This window comes from Arthrobacter sp. 10L430 (genome assembly GCF_056395245.1).
Map to the genome: position 1 here is coordinate 49,760 of NZ_JBFTJD010000019.1, position 14,005 is coordinate 63,764.

Sequence of the window (14,005 nt, forward strand, 5' to 3'; positions counted from 1 at the left end):
CCCTCCTGTACCTAGCCGTAGGTCGTCGCCTCGTCGTCGGACTCCTTGGAGATCCGCCGGGCGAGGTAGAGACCTTCCAATGCAAGTTCGACGGCGGCAGCCCGCTGCCCGTCGCTTTTCGCGCCCAGGCGCTCACTGATCTGGTCGTAAAGGCGGGAACCGTTAAGGGACGGGAGGTTTTGGAGGAACTCCCGCGCGGTGACCTGTTCCCCGGTAGTTACGGTCTTGTGGCCGTCGAGCGCAGCCACAAGTGGGGCCATATCGAGACCCTTAAAGTGCGCCCGCACCGCTTCGGCGGTGGCGGTGCGCAGGAGGTGGTCAAGGACGCCTTGTTCACGCCCTTCCTCACCGGACTCGAACTCAAGCTTCCCCGTGAGGACTTCCGCTGCGGCCTCCAGGTCGACGATCCGGGCGACGGCCTCGTCCTCCCCGCGCATACTGGCCCGGCGCAGGGCCGCGGCGGCCACCGTTTCGGCGCCCGCAATGGGGAACCGCGCGGAAACCCCGGAGGTCTGGTTGATGGCCGGGGACTGCCGCAGTGCTCGTGTATAGCGGGCCAGGATCTCGAGGATGACGGGCGGGACATCGGCCACCAGCCGCCCCTCTTGCCGGATTACGGAAACCTCGTCGTCGAGCTCTATCGGGTAGTGGGTGCGGATCTCGGCGCCGAAGCGGTCCTTCAGGGGCGTGATGATCCGGCCGCGGTTCGTGTAGTCCTCAGGGTTGGCAGACGCGACGACGAGCACGTCGAGCGGCAGCCGCAGCACGTAGCCGCGGATCTGGATATCGCGCTCCTCCATCACGTTGAGCATGGCCACCTGGATCCGCTCGGCGAGGTCGGGCAGCTCGTTGATGGCGATGATCCCGCGGTTGGAGCGCGGGACAAGACCGTAGTGGATGGTTTCCGGGTCCCCGAGACGGCGGCCTTCGGCCACCCGCATCGGGTCGACGTCGCCGATGAGGTCGGCGACGGAAGTGTCCGGCGTCGCGAGCTTTTCGACGTAACGTTCCGAGCGGTGCCGCCACGCCACCCGCAGCCGGTCCCCTTCGGTGATGGCGCGGGCTCGGGAGTGCTCCGTGATCGGTTCGTACGGGTGTTCGTTCAGCTCCGATTCCTCGATCACTGGCGACCACTCGTCCAGCAGCCCGGCAAGCGTGCGGAGCAGCCGTGTTTTGCCCTGTCCCCGTTCGCCGAGCAGGACGACGTCGTGGCCGGCGATCAGGGCACGCTCGAGCTGGGGAAGGACGGTCCGGCTGAAACCGAACATCCCGGGCCACGGATCGCGGCCGGCGGCGAGCGCAGCGAGGAGGTTGTCGCGGATTTCGTGGCGCAGGTCCTTGTGGACGTGGCCGGCTGCACGCAGTTCGCCAACAGTGAAGATATCGGGACGGTCACTCACCTCTCTACGGTAGTCCTCGAACGTGCGGGGAATCGAGCAAATTCTTCCGATTCCCGGTCGGGGCCCCTGCCGCTACGCTTGATCCTGATGACTGCAGCAGCGCCGGCGGCACCACCGGCACCACCGTCGGGACCGCAGAGAACCCTTCTCCTGCTGGTGCGCCACGGGGAAACGCCCACCACGGGCAAGGTCCTGCCGGGGCGGGCCCCGGGATTGCATCTGTCCGACCGGGGCCGGGCCCAGGCTGACCGGGTCGCGGAACGGCTCGCGGGCCTTCCGGTCGATGGCGTCTACTCCTCGCCGCTGGAGCGCACCCGTGAGACAGCGGAGCCCGCGGCAGCCCGCACCGGACTGGCGGTGCAAGAGGACGCCGGCCTCATCGAGTGCGACTTCGGCGAGTGGACCGGCGTCCAGCTCGCCGAACTGGCGGGCCTGCCGCAGTGGCAGACCGTGCAGCACAGTCCGTCGGCCTTCCGCTTCCCAGGCGGCGAGAGTTTCACGCAAATGCAGGCGCGGATCGTCGGGGCGCTCGAGGCACTGTGCGCAGCCCACGCCGGGGGCGTCGTCGTATGCTTCTCCCACGCAGATCCCATCAAGGCCGCTGTGGCCCACGCCCTGGGCACGCACCTGGACCTCTTCCAGCGGATCGCCATCAGCCCGGGGTCGGTTTCGGCCATCGCGTATGTGGAGGGCCAGGCGCCCGCTGTGCTCATGGTGAATTCGACGTCGGAACCCCTCAGTGGGCTGAGGGCGGGATAGCGGGTGTCGGGGCGGGAGGTGACACTGCTCGGCGCGGGACGCGTCGAGCTGCTCGGACGCCTCCCGCGCAGCAGCAACGAGACGTTCCTTGTTCAGGTCTCCTGTGGGGACGACTCCGCTCGGGCGGTCTACAAGCCGGAAACCGGGGAACGGCCGCTGTCCGATTTCGAGCCCGGACTGTACCGTCGGGAACGCGCGGCGTACCTGCTCAGCGAGGCCCTGGAGTGGGGAATCGTGCCGCTGACGGTGATTCGCGAGGACGCCCCGTTGGGGATCGGTTCGCTTCAGTGGTTCATCGAGTGCGACTTCAGCGAGCATTACTTCACTCTGTATGCCGACGCACCAGAGACCCATCGCGACCTGTCCCAGATCGCCCTGTTCGATTACATCGCCAACAACACCGACCGCAAGAGCGGGCACGTGCTGCGCGGCCATGACGGACGGGTGTGGGGCATAGACCACGGGCTGTGCTTCTCGGCAGCGTTCAAGCTGCGCACCGTGATCTGGGACTTCGCGGGTGAACCCATCCACGGCGCCCTGCTCGAGGACATCGCTCCGCTCGCGGAGGCCGTGCCTGTCGAGGTGGCCGAGCTCCTCGACGACGCGGAGGTCACCGCACTGCAGCGCCGGGTGCGGCGCATGCTGCACGAAAGGGTGCTGCCGGTTGACCGCACCGGCATGCGGTACCCGTGGCCGCTGGTGTGAGTGTCCAGGACTCTTTGACGGCTGCACCTCAGCCGTCGATGCCCGGCCTGAGGCTGAGGTCGCGCCATTGGTCCAGTTCCGTGCGCTCTGCCTCTTCAACCGGAATCACATAAACGCGGTGGCGTTGGCGGGTGAACCGGTTCCTCCGGTGATGTTCAGAGGCTTGATGCTGATGAACGCGTCCCAGTTGCCGGCGCTTTTCATGTATCGACTGAGGGGTCCGAGCCGCCATAGTTCGCCTAGGGGCATGCCGAGTTTGGCGAGGAGTTGCTGGTGCATCATGCCGTGGTCGTGGGGGGCACTGCTAAGGAAGGGGCTTGCTGGGACCGGGGGTAGGCATTCGAGAGCAAAGTTGTCGGCGGCAAGGAGCGCGACCCGGTGGTCCCACGCCCAGGCGACAAACTCCTGTGACTGACCGACGCCGGTGGCCCGCCGGCTGTCACGGGTCCGTTGTTTGTCCTCCAGTGTCAGGTCCAGGAACCATTCGCACCAGCCGGTGTGGAGCATGACGATGTCGCCCGGCCGGAGGCTGACGGACTGGGCCTCGGCTGCCGCCTGGATCAGGTCAAGGCCGAGCGGTTCGCCTCCAGCATGGTCGATGGGAGAACCCTGGCCGGCGCGATATCCCTCGAGGTCTATCAGCACTCCCCTGCCGGCAATGGGTTTGTCTGCCCATTCTTGAATGCCGAGGTCCGGCGTGCCTTCCCTAATCCGGTCATCCGGGGTGCCGTTGTAAAAGCCGACGTCGTCCGCCCGGCGGTGGCGCAGTCCGTCGATCTGGGTAGATCCCTGGAGGTAGTACCCGTCCAGGTAGTCGTCGCGGTGGGCAGGATGGGAGGAGTAGATCGTGTGGCGCGGTGCACTGCGTTTGAGTGACATTCCGGGATCGAAGGCGTCGGCTGGGTAGTCGAGGCCGAAGACCGTGCCGGTCCTGATGCAGCTCCTGGCTTCCAGGATGGTGTCCTGGACGATGAAGGATGGCGTTCCGCGGTCCGGTTCGGGAAACAATCCCCAGGATGTCCCGGCAAGCCGGCCTTCCCTTTCGAGCAGTTCGGCGAACCTCGGGTAGGTGCCGTCGCCGGTCGGGTTTGTCATCGTGTGGTTGCTTCCTGCCGTGTCTGTCCCTGTTTCTGGGGGTGCTTGTAGCTGAGGAGGAAGCCGGCGACGGCGCACACGGAGGCCGCGATGCACAGCGGGGGTTTGATGGATTCGTTGAAGAATCCCAGCCAATCGCCTTGGCCGGTGGTGAGGGCGATGGCCTGGCCTGCCACGAACAGAATGCCGCCAAGGAGGAGTGCAGCGAGGGTCAGGACGAAGATGGCTTCGATGGCTCGTCTGGTCTGGTGCATGTCTTGGTTCCTTTAGATCGGCAGAATGCCGACGATGATCAGCACGCCGATTCCCAGCAGCGGCAGGGCATAGTGGGTGAGCAGGCGGGCGAAGGTCTTGAGCGGGTCCACATCAGCGATGCCGCAGGCGACGTAGAGCGGCGCGCCTCCAGGGGGAACCGCCGCTTCGCAGGAAGAGAAGATCAGCACGGCGACGGCGGCGGTGGTCGCCGGGACGCCGGCGGCAACGAGGGTGGCGACGCCCACGGTTCCGACGGCGGCCATCGTGGCCGTGGCGGAGAGCGGCGCGGCGACGGCGATGACGATCAGCCCGATGAGGATCGCGAGGAGCCACAGGGGCAGGTTCAGCTGGTTGAGCAGCGCCGTCATCTGTTTTGGCAGCCCGGTGGCGGCGAGGGCGTTGGCCCCGGCAAAGGCGAAAACTACCGTTATCCCCACAATGCCGAACCTCGGGGAGGACTCCCGCAGCAGGGCCCACCAGGCGCGGCCGCTGCCCGGAAGCTGTTTCCTGCCCAGCAGGGCCCCGGTGATGAGGAGGACGACCGGGATCCAGACGATGACGCTGACGGTTTTGGTGATGTCGCCTCCGGTCCACTCCGACAGTGCCGTGGCGATGGCGCCGGAGGTGATGATCAGCGGGATGGCCACCACAATGAACAGCAGCAGGGTGGCCCAGCCACGCCCAAAGGCTATCCGGGCAGTCAGCCGGTGTGCGGGGTCCAGCGGCGTCATCCCGCTCTTGCGGATCAGCAGCCAGGTGACAATCAGCCGGTGCAGGAAGCACCACAGACCGCCGATGAGCAGGGGAAGAACGAGCGAATTGACGTTCAGCAGGGGGCCGACGGTGGCGGACCCGACGAGGACGAACATGGAGGCACTGAAAGGGAAGGTGATGCCCATTCCGGCGTTTCCGGCCACGAGCGTCGCGGCCGAGGGCTTGTCGAGCCGGGATTTCTCCATCCAGGGGATGGTCACCGAGCCGACGGTCGCGGCGATGGCAGCCTGGTTGTGCACGACCCCGCCCAGACCGGCGGACGCCACGGTGGACACCCAGGCGGGGCCCCCCTTGACGCCGCCGATCAGGGAGTTCAGCAGGTCGATGAGCCTGTCCAGCACGCCGGTTTTGTCGAGCAGGTATCCCATGAAGACGAACGCCATGGTGGCGTAGACGATTTCGTCCGTGGCGGCCGAGTACAGGGAGGACCAGCCGATCTGTGCCGCGGCGGCTCCCGTGAACGGGAGCACGGCCAGGAAGCCGAGGATCATGGCTTCTCCGACGCTGCGTTTGATCAGTGTCGTCCAGAGCAGGATGACGGCCAGGTAGGCCCCAAGGGCCCAGATGCCGATCATGCTGCTGCTCCTGACAGGGAATTTCGTACTAGAAGGTTCATCGTTGGTTCCTGTAAATGATTCTGCCCGATGCCGGGGTCAGCGCAAGGCCGGCGCCATCGGCGCCGTTTCCTGGGCCATGCGTGTCATGGCGGTGGCTGAGGCTGCCGTCATTTCGGCGGGTACTCCGAGCTCGGAGAGATAGCTGGCGGTGTCCTGCATTTCCTTGGAGCGGCGCAGGGCGTGTTTGGTGGTGCCGGTCAGGAACCTGTCGATGACTGCCTGGCCGTCGCCGGCGAGTTGCCCGGCGATCTGGGTGCGGATCCAGCCTTCCAGCCCGGCGGCCCGTCCGGCGGTGACCGCTTCGACGACGACTGAGGCCATGCCTTTCATCAGGACGCTGCGGAGCAGTTTGTGGGCCATCGCGGCTCCCGGTTCCCCGGCGGCGATGTCGACGTCGGCGCCCAGCGGGGACAGGAGCTGGGCCACCGCCTGTGAGCCGGGGCCGCTGACCATCAGGGGTGTCTTTACACCCTGGGTGGGGACGGGTCCGAGGATGGCGACGTCGGCGAAGAGGGCGGCGCCGGGCAGCCGCCCCAGTTCCTGCATCACCTGGGGTGAGGAGGATGTGAAGTCCGCATAGCAGCTGCCGGCAGGGAGGACCGGCAGGCATTCCTGGGCCACGCTTCGCGCGGCGGCCGCCCCGGTGAGGACGAGGACGATGTCCGCGCCGAGGCAGGCCTCGCCGGCGGTTGCCGCCCGGACGACTCCGGCCGGAGTGGACGGGGCGACAGGATCAAATCCCGTAACGCTGTGGCCTGCTGCGACCAGGGCTGATGCATAGGTTGCCCCTGCTTCTCCGAGACCGATGACGGTGCATGCTGTCATGAGTTTGTGTCTTTCTTGCTTAGTGGCGGGAGGCGACGATGGTGGCCCGGCGGTCGGTTTCGTCGGCGAAGACGGCCTCGGCGGCTTCCGCCACGATTGCTGCCTGTTCCCGGGGGACGACGACGACGCCGTCTGAATCGCCGATGATGATGTCTCCGGGCAGGACGGGGACACCTCCGAAGGAGACGGGTGTCCCCAAGCGGGAGGGCCCGTCCTTGTAGGGGCCGGCGGGGGTGGTGGCTCGGGCAAAGACGGGCATGCCGATCTCGCCGAGGGCTTCGGCGTCGCGGGCCGCGCCGTCCAGGGCGAAACCGGCGAGGCCGAGGTTGATGGCCCGTTCGCCGATCAGTTCACCCAGCAGCGCCCGGGATTCGTCCCCGCCGCCGCTAACGACGATGACATCTCCGGGTCGGGCGAGCTTCAGGGCGCGGTGGATGCCCTGGTTGTCTCCCGGGCGTGTCCAGACGGTGAAGGCGGGTCCGGCCAGGCGGGCGCCGGGCCAGATAGCCTGAATGGCTGAGTCGGCGACTCCGAGGCGGTCCATGGCGTCGCCGATGTTGGCGGCGGGGAGCTTGGCGAGGCGCTCGACTAGGACCCGGTCGGGGCGGGCGAAGTCCGCGTTGGTGTCTTCAAGGACGGGCGTTGTCATGGTGAATTCTTCCGTGGGTGGCGGCAGGAGGAGGGGCTAGTTTTTCTTCTGGACCAGCGGAAGGGCCTTCTTGAAGTCCTCTTCCTGTCCGGCCCAGAACTTCTCGTAGTCGGCGCCTGAGAGGTAGCTGGTCTGAAGGCCGAGGGCGCTCATCTTTTCCTTGACGGCAGGGTCCTCGATGGCCTTCTGCAGGGCGGCTTCGAGCTTCTTGGCGACGGCGTCAGGGAGCCCGGCGGGTGCGGAGTATCCGCGGGCGGTGCCCGCTTCGACGTCGTAGCCGGATTCCTTGAAGGTGGGGACGTCCGGCAGCGAGGGTGAGCGTTCTGCCGTCATGATGCCCAGGACACGGGCCTTGCCCTGCTTGGTCAGGTCGGTCACGTCGCTGACGTTGGCGACCAGGACATCCACGTGCTTGCCGAGGAACGCGGTGGTGGCCTGGGATGCGCCTTCGGAGAAGTGCACCGGGGCGAACTCGGAACCGGTGGTTTCCTGAATCTGGGCCAGGGCGAAGTGTTCGCCGGTCTGCAGTCCGGTGGTGCTGGCGGTCATGGATTTCGGATTGGCCTTGGCGGCGTCGAGGAGTTCCTTCAGCGTCTTGTAGGGGCTGTCCGGCTGCACGGCGATGACGGCCGGATCGACAACCTGCCGTCCGAGGGGCTGGAAGCTGGCCCGGGTGTACTTGGCGCCGCGGGCCGGGTCCAGGGGTGAGACGACGACCGACGGGGAGCCCGTTGCGCCGATGGTGTAACCGTCGGGCTTGGCGCTGGTCAGTGCCGTGTAGCCGATCTGCCCGCCGGCGCCGGGCTTGTTAATGACCTCGACGTTGGTGCCTAGTTCTTTTTCCAGAATGGGCTGGACGAGGCGGGCCGCGGTGTCCACGGCACCGCCAGAGGAGAAGGCCACGATCAGGTCGATGGACTTGCCCTTCTTGGGGAAGTCGTCCCCGGAGACGGTGGAGGCGCCGGCGTTGGCGCCGCAGCCGGTGAGAGCGATGAGGGCTGCAGCGGCGAAGGCTGCGGTGATTTTTATGCGTGACAAGGGTCTTCTCCTTCGAAGAGAGGTGTGGGTTGGTAGGTAGTCGGACGTAGGGATAAAGCAGGGTTAGGCTTCGGGGTCCTCGGTGAGGGCCTTGGGCTTGCGGAACTTCAGCAGCGGACTGCAGATGATCAGCACCCCAAGGCCGATCAGTACGGCGGAGATGGGGCGGTTGACGAAGACGCTGAAGTCGCCCTGGGAGATTTCCAGGGATTCGCGCAGTGAACGTTCCATCAGCGGGCCCAGCACCAGGGTGAGGACCATCGGCGCCAGTGGGATGTCCAGGTTCCTCAGGGCCAGGCCGAGGAGTCCGAAGCCGATCATGACGAAGACGTCGAAGACGCTGAAGTTGATGGTGTAGGCACCGATGACCATGAACAGCAGGATCAGGGCGGTCAGGATGGGAGTGGGGACGCGCAGGATAGAGGTCCAGAGGCCGACCAGGGGGACGTTGAGCAGCAGCAGTAGCAGGTTGCCGATGAAGAGGCTGGCGATGATGGCCCAGGCGATGTCGGAGTGTTCAGTGAACAGGCTGGGTCCGGGCGTCAGGCCTTGCTGAAGGAAGGCGCCCATCAGCACGGCGATGGTCGGGGATGCCGGGATGCCGAGGGTGAAGAGCGGGATCAGGGCGGCGTTGGCGTGTGCGTTGTTGGCTGTTTCGGGGCCGGCCACTCCTTCCACCGCGCCTTTGCCGAGTTGGTGGCGGAAGCGGGAGAACTTCTTCTCGGCGGCGTAAGACAGGAGGGACGACACCGATCCGGTCATGCCTGGAATGAGTCCGAGGCCGAAGCCGACGCCTGTGCCCCGGGCCATGGCGGGGGCGCTGCGGCGCCATTCCGCCCGGGTCGGGAGCAGTGAGCGCATGCCGGGGGCGTGCACCAAGGGGGTCTCCGCGTTCTTGCGGTAGGACAGGATTTCGGAGAGCCCGAAGACGCCGACGATGACGGCGACGAAGCTGACGCCGTCCAGGAGCCGGTCCATCCCGAAGGTGAAGCGCGGGGCGCCGGCGACGGGGTCGATACCCACCATGGAGATCAGCAGGCCCAGGGCCCCGGAGATGAGGGCCTTGACCATTGACTTGCCGGCCAAGGCAACCAGCAGGGAGATGCCGACGACCATGAGTGCGAAGAACTCCGGCGGGCCGACGAGCAGGCCCAGTTCACCGAGTGGCTTGGCGGCGGCGACCAAGCCGATGGTGGCGATGGTTCCGCCAACGAAGGATCCCACCGCGGCCAGGGTCAACGCGGCACCTGCCCTGCCGAGCTTGGTCATCGCGTAGCCGTCGATGGTAGTGATCGCCGACGATGCCTCACCCGGTGTGTTCAAAAGGACGCTGGTGATGGTTCCGCCGTACTGGGTGCCGTAGAAAATGGCACACAGCATGATGATCGAGCCGGTCGGATCCAGGTTCAGGGTGAGAGGGATCAGCAGTGCCACGCCTGCTACGGGGCCGACGCCGGGAAGGACTCCGATGATGGTGCCCAGCAGGCAGCCCAGGAAGGCGAAGATCAGGTTTTGCCATGTCATGGCGGCCGCGAAGCCGCCGAGCAGTTCGGTGAGTGTGTCCACGATTAGAGTCCGATCAAGTTCAGCGGAGCGAATGCCGAAACGGGAAGTGCGACGTTGAGGCCGTAGTTAAAGGCATAGAACGCGCCGACGCTTCCGGCGAGGGCGATGATCAGCGAAGACACCCAGGTCCGGCCGCCGCGCAGTTTCAGGTGATACAGCAGGAACAGGAACATGCTCAGCTGGAAGCCAAGCAAGTCCATGACCGACGCCAGAACAACGAGGCTGACCACGACGGCGATCACTACCCCCCGGTCGATCCCCTCGGACCTCTCGCTCGGCCGGCGAAGCTCCTGGACCAACCAGAGAGCTGACATGGCCACCAGCACCCCTCCCATGGCGAACGGGAACAGGCCGGGGCCAGGGCCCAGCGATGTCCACAGGCCGAGGCCGACCGAGCTGACCAGGACGTACACGCCGACGGCGGTGAACGCACCGATGCCTGTCAGCACCGAGGGAGCGACGCGGCTGGTGCTCCTTGGTTTGGTCACTACTGACTCCATTGTCATCTTTTCCTTCTTACGCTCCGTGTTAGTTCATTTCATAGAATGAAAGAATATTGCGGCTGAAGAAATAGTGACAGGCGACACAGGCCCTGTCAAGCGCAAGGAAGTTACATACAATGAAAGAATGACGGTGACTTCGACACACTCAGCCAGCTCTCCCGAGGACGGCCCGAAGTCCGGGAACATGCGCTCGCTGTCACGGGCAATGGAGCTCTACGCCGAACTGCAACGCGCGGAGCGGCCACAGCGCCTCAGTGACCTGGCCAGGGCCTGCGGCATGAGCCTGCCGACCACGCTGCGGATCCTGCGCGTCCTTCAGGACTTCGGCATGGTCAGCCAGACTGACAAGTCCTACCGGATAGGGCCGGCGGTCCTGCCTGCCGCCCGAAGCTATCTAGAGAACGACCCCCTGGTCGTGGCCGCGCGACCGATCCTTCAGCAGGTGGCCTCCCAGACCGGGCTAACGGCATCGCTGTACACGAGGCTCGGCTTCGAAAGGATCCTCGTGGCACGCGTCGACGGCGACTCGCCCCTCCGCTACGACCTGCCGCTGGGCAAGCGCCTCCCCCTCACGGTGGGGGCGGCCGGGAAGATCCTGCTGGCCTCGGTCTCGGAGGAAGAACTTCAGCAGGTGGTGTCTGCAGCCATCGCAGCCGGGCATGAAGACAGTACGTTCACGGCCGACGAGCTTCGGGCGCGCCTGCCGGAACCAGGGGTCGACTACGCCTATTCCGCCGATGAGCGGGCCACCGGCGTCTTGTCCGTAGCCGTCGCCGTGCCCAACAGGGGTGGCCGCCCCAGCGAATCCATCGCCCTGACCAGTCCCGTCGAGACAGCCAGCGAAGGCGGCCTCAATGCCGGCGTTCCGGAACTCCGGCGCGCCGCCGGCAGGCTCTCGGAACTCCTCGAAGGTTCCGTCTACTAGTACGCCTCGAGAATGCCAGCGGGGTAAGCCACGGTTCAAAGGGCGCCAAAGTGTGGGACACATCTGGTCTGTCCGCCGCTCTTGCTGGCACACTGAGCCGATGACGGAACCTCAACACCAGTCCAGGCGGCCCGGCATCCGCGCCGCGATGTTCGTTGACTTCGACAACGTCTACACGGGCCTGATGGCATTGGACCCGGCCGCGGCCAGGAGATTCGCAGAGGATCCCAAACATTGGACGGAAGCGTTGGCCGATGGCGGCGCAGGTGAGGAATCCCGGCGCTTCCTGATCCGCAATTGCTATCTCAATCCGGTGGTCTACTCCAAGTATAGGCCGTACTGGACCCGGGCGGGTTTCCGCGTGATCGATTGCCCCTCCCTCACGCAACGGGGCAAGTCCAGCACCGACATCAATCTGGTGCTGGACGCGATGGACGCCCTGTCCGGCGCGGCACAAGTCGAGCAATTCTTCATCGCGTCGGCGGATGCGGACTTCACGTCCCTGATCCAGCGGTTCCGGGCGGCTGACCGCATGACAACCGTCATTGCCGCCGGCGCCGTAGCATTCGCGTACCGGGAGATGGCCGATAACGTGGTGGAGTCCCACGACTTCGTGGCAATTCTCAACGGGACCCCGGCCGGAGTCCCCCGCATGGTGGCGTCTGCCGGACTTGGTGCACCGCTCCGCACCGCACCAGGTGTCCCAGGATCCGCGACGGCGGCGGCCGACGAGGTCCGCGCCCTGGTGCAGGCTGCGCCGGGCCCGGTCACCGGGGCGGTTGCGGCGCACAGGGCCCTGACCGCAGACCCGTCGCTCAAGACCGACTGGGGCGGCTTCGGCAAGTTCGGGGCCTGGATCGCCCAGATCGGCCAAGGCGTGCAGTACTCGTCCACGCCGTCGCCCGGCTGGGTGTGGGACGCCAAGCGGTTTTCGCCGGAGCTCTCCGCGCTGGCACCCGAGGGCCGGCCGGCGATCGAGGAGCAGGTCACCCGGGTCACTGACGTGCCGGCGCTGTCGTCCGAACAGTTCCGTCAGGTTTTCCTGTCGCTGGAGGCGAAGTTGCGCGAGCACTCGGGCAATCGCAGCGAACTGGCACGGTCCGTCCGGGACGACTGTGTTGCGGCCGGGCAGCCGGTGTCCCGCTCAGCCGTCAACTTCGTGATCCAAGGCGTGGTGTACGCGGGCGGATCCCTCCCGGACGACATGCCGGCCAGGGACCTCGCTGCCGCGTGGACAAGAAATGTTGAAGAGCTGTGCCGGCTTGCCCTCATGGAGTTCGACGACGCAGAAAAGCTCGCGCTCCGGCGCTGGGCCGGCGGCGGGCTGCTGGAGAGCTAGCCGACGGCGGGACGTCCCCGCCGCCGACATTGGTTTAGCCCCGCGCTGTGGCTGCACTCTGGTGGGCACGGGTTAGGTTTTGCTGGTTGTCGACGTCAGCAAGACCGTCGAGAGTCAACCCTACGCCGCGATGAATAGTGCCCAGTCAGGCAACGGATCCACCGCTAATGGTGGCCCGGTCTCTCCGGGACCGGCGGCACTGGCAAGTACGTGCGGCCAGTCGGGCGGTTCCCAGTCCTGTTGTTCGCTGGGATAGGAGCGTCCCGCGGGTGAGATCCAACTTGGCGGCTGGTCCCGGGTGGCGTCACCTGGCCTCCACACTGAGGTGTGTTTGAGTCGGTGGTGCCTCCGGCACGGCTGGCCCAGGTTGGTGATGCCGGTGCCGCCTCCCTCGGACCAAGCCAGCAGATGGTCCGCTTCATTATCCAAGGAGTGGTTGTTGCAGCCGGGAAAAGGGCAGCGTCCATCCCGAAGCCGCAACCATTGGCGCATCGCCTTCGGAACCCGGTAGCTGGTGCGGCCGATCTCCAGCGGCGCTCCCCTGCCCGGATCGGTCAGCACTCGCAGGAACGATCCGGCGCCATCCGCGACCAGCCGGCGGGCCATGCTCGCCGGAATAGGACCGTACCCGTCCAGCGTGGCCGGGTCCGTCCCGGTGCCCAAGAGCGACAACACCGGAACGGTCACCATGACCTGCGCCTTGGGCGACGGGGTTCCTTCCGCCACCCCCACCAGCAGCCAGTCAGCGGCGACGTCCGCACGGAGCTGGGTCAGAGTCCGGGATTCGGTCGGCCCCTGCAGGGTACGCGCCGCTTCCGTGGCACGGGACCAAACAGCCGCTGCCACATCCGCAGTCACATAGGCCGAGAGCCAGGCCATGCCGTCCCGGTCCGGGACATATTCCAGCCGGCGGCCTTCCGCACCCCTGCGGTGGCGCGCTTCGATGCTTACGGGATGGTGCCGCTCACGCCAGCTGCGCGCTTTGGCGCGGAACCTTCCCGGCACCAGCTCCCCCGCCGGGCAGCCACGCGCTGCAAAGGGAGCTTCGGGGTCCAGGAAATGAGCCTCCAAGGCAGCAGCCGCGGCAGGGTCCAGACCCGATGTTTCATCACACATCACCCGCGCGTGCTGCCATGAAATGCTCCCTGCCCGCAGCGCAGCGAACGTCAGTGGCAACCCGGTGGTCAGGGTGGCTGAGTCCGCCAGTAACGCCGCTGCCGATCTCTCACTCACCGTCATGACACAGGCCACCTCTGCTGTCACTGCCATTTCCTGGGCCGTGCGCTCCTGCGGCGAAACCGCCGGGGCCGCCATGGCTGCGGCAGCGTGGGCGTATCCGGCGGCGAAGTGCACTTTCAGCGCGGCCATCATGGCTTCCATGGTGCCCGCCTCAGCCAGACCGTCCAGGCAGGCGTCCGCTTCGTCCTGAAGAGGATCAGCATCAGGCGGGGCCACGTTCCCGGCCCCGCGACCGGCAAATGCAGCCAACGCAGCAAGGGAGGCCTGCATGGCCTCCAACGTCTCCGCAACTGCTCTGCCTTCCATACGCACAGCA

14 protein-coding genes are annotated in these 14,005 nt (G+C 66.4%); 4 read left to right on the plus strand and 10 right to left on the minus strand.

The features are described 5' to 3' along the window. Positions 1-11: 11 nt before the first annotated feature. A complete protein-coding gene (locus tag AC1DDG_RS15825; RefSeq protein WP_476876789.1) occupies positions 12-1,400 on the minus strand; it encodes a sigma 54-interacting transcriptional regulator in 1,389 nt (462 codons plus the stop codon). 87 nt (positions 1,401-1,487) lie between these two features. Here AC1DDG_RS15825 and AC1DDG_RS15830 point away from each other — a divergent pair, with 87 nt between their 5' ends. Together AC1DDG_RS15830 and AC1DDG_RS15835 are read left to right on the plus strand one after the other, a co-directional pair. Beyond that, positions 1,488-2,159: an MSMEG_4193 family putative phosphomutase gene (locus AC1DDG_RS15830; RefSeq protein ID WP_230120977.1), complete on the plus strand. Its 672-nt coding sequence runs from the start codon at positions 1,488-1,490 to the stop codon at positions 2,157-2,159. Positions 2,160-2,162: 3 nt separating this feature from the next. After that, entirely contained in the window at positions 2,163-2,864 is a 702-nt protein-coding gene (locus AC1DDG_RS15835) for an SCO1664 family protein (RefSeq protein WP_476876790.1), read from the plus strand. 105 nt (positions 2,865-2,969) lie between these two features. Here AC1DDG_RS15835 and AC1DDG_RS15840 read toward each other — a convergent pair whose 3' ends face one another. The 8 genes from AC1DDG_RS15840 to AC1DDG_RS15875 form a co-directional block, all read right to left on the minus strand. After that, positions 2,970-3,959, minus strand: a complete 990-nt coding sequence (locus AC1DDG_RS15840) for a cyclase family protein (protein WP_230120973.1) — start codon at positions 3,957-3,959, stop codon at positions 2,970-2,972. Then, on the minus strand, positions 3,956-4,213 hold the full coding sequence (locus AC1DDG_RS15845) for a hypothetical protein (protein WP_476876791.1): 258 nt from the start codon (positions 4,211-4,213) through the stop codon (positions 3,956-3,958). Before AC1DDG_RS15845 ends, AC1DDG_RS15840 begins: the two co-directional genes overlap by 4 nt. A 12-nt stretch (positions 4,214-4,225) precedes the next feature. Continuing rightward, entirely contained in the window at positions 4,226-5,563 is a 1,338-nt protein-coding gene (locus AC1DDG_RS15850) for a TRAP transporter large permease subunit (RefSeq protein ID WP_230120969.1), read from the minus strand. Positions 5,564-5,641: 78 nt separating this feature from the next. Continuing rightward, positions 5,642-6,430 (minus strand): NAD(P)-dependent oxidoreductase, encoded by a 789-nt coding sequence (locus AC1DDG_RS15855; RefSeq protein ID WP_230120967.1) that lies wholly within the window; start codon positions 6,428-6,430, stop codon positions 5,642-5,644. A gap of 19 nt (positions 6,431-6,449) precedes the next feature. Beyond that, on the minus strand, positions 6,450-7,079 hold the full coding sequence (locus AC1DDG_RS15860) for an RraA family protein (protein WP_476876792.1): 630 nt from the start codon (positions 7,077-7,079) through the stop codon (positions 6,450-6,452). 36 nt (positions 7,080-7,115) lie between these two features. Then, positions 7,116-8,117, minus strand: coding sequence for a tripartite tricarboxylate transporter substrate binding protein (locus AC1DDG_RS15865; protein ID WP_476876793.1), 1,002 nt, complete (start codon positions 8,115-8,117; stop codon positions 7,116-7,118). Between the two features lie 63 nt (positions 8,118-8,180). Further along, positions 8,181-9,683, minus strand: a complete 1,503-nt coding sequence (locus AC1DDG_RS15870; protein ID WP_230120962.1) for a tripartite tricarboxylate transporter permease — start codon at positions 9,681-9,683, stop codon at positions 8,181-8,183. A 2-nt stretch (positions 9,684-9,685) separates the two neighbouring features. Then, the gene (locus AC1DDG_RS15875) at positions 9,686-10,189 is read right to left on the minus strand and encodes a tripartite tricarboxylate transporter TctB family protein (protein ID WP_476876794.1); all 504 of its coding nucleotides are present in this window, start codon (positions 10,187-10,189) and stop codon (positions 9,686-9,688) included. Positions 10,190-10,310: 121 nt separating this feature from the next. On the opposite strand from AC1DDG_RS15875, the gene AC1DDG_RS15880 reads away from it, so the two are divergent. Beyond that, positions 10,311-11,111: an IclR family transcriptional regulator gene (locus AC1DDG_RS15880; protein ID WP_476876795.1), complete on the plus strand. Its 801-nt coding sequence runs from the start codon at positions 10,311-10,313 to the stop codon at positions 11,109-11,111. A 100-nt stretch (positions 11,112-11,211) separates the two neighbouring features. Next, positions 11,212-12,450: an NYN domain-containing protein gene (locus AC1DDG_RS15885; protein WP_230120956.1), complete on the plus strand. Its 1,239-nt coding sequence runs from the start codon at positions 11,212-11,214 to the stop codon at positions 12,448-12,450. Between the two features lie 120 nt (positions 12,451-12,570). Here the strand turns inward: AC1DDG_RS15885 and AC1DDG_RS15890 are convergent, their stop codons facing one another. Then, positions 12,571-13,995, minus strand: a complete 1,425-nt coding sequence (locus tag AC1DDG_RS15890) for an HNH endonuclease signature motif containing protein (protein ID WP_476876796.1) — start codon at positions 13,993-13,995, stop codon at positions 12,571-12,573. Positions 13,996-14,005: the final 10 nt, after the last annotated feature.

Excerpts from the sequence above, each read along its gene's own strand:
- AC1DDG_RS15830 (WP_230120977.1), top strand. The coding sequence starts at position 1,488 with ATGACTGCAGCAGCGCCGGCGGCACCACCGGCACCACCGTCGGGACCG.
- AC1DDG_RS15840 (WP_230120973.1), bottom strand. The coding sequence starts at position 3,959 with ATGACAAACCCGACCGGCGACGGCACCTACCCGAGGTTCGCCGAACTG.
- AC1DDG_RS15845 (WP_476876791.1), bottom strand. The coding sequence starts at position 4,213 with ATGCACCAGACCAGACGAGCCATCGAAGCCATCTTCGTCCTGACCCTC.
- AC1DDG_RS15850 (WP_230120969.1), bottom strand. The coding sequence starts at position 5,563 with ATGATCGGCATCTGGGCCCTTGGGGCCTACCTGGCCGTCATCCTGCTC.
- AC1DDG_RS15855 (WP_230120967.1), bottom strand. The coding sequence starts at position 6,430 with ATGACAGCATGCACCGTCATCGGTCTCGGAGAAGCAGGGGCAACCTAT.
- AC1DDG_RS15860 (WP_476876792.1), bottom strand. The coding sequence starts at position 7,079 with ATGACAACGCCCGTCCTTGAAGACACCAACGCGGACTTCGCCCGCCCC.
- AC1DDG_RS15875 (WP_476876794.1), bottom strand. The coding sequence starts at position 10,189 with ATGACAATGGAGTCAGTAGTGACCAAACCAAGGAGCACCAGCCGCGTC.
- AC1DDG_RS15880 (WP_476876795.1), top strand. The coding sequence starts at position 10,311 with ATGACGGTGACTTCGACACACTCAGCCAGCTCTCCCGAGGACGGCCCG.
- AC1DDG_RS15885 (WP_230120956.1), top strand. The coding sequence starts at position 11,212 with ATGACGGAACCTCAACACCAGTCCAGGCGGCCCGGCATCCGCGCCGCG.
- AC1DDG_RS15890 (WP_476876796.1), bottom strand. The coding sequence starts at position 13,995 with ATGGAAGGCAGAGCAGTTGCGGAGACGTTGGAGGCCATGCAGGCCTCC.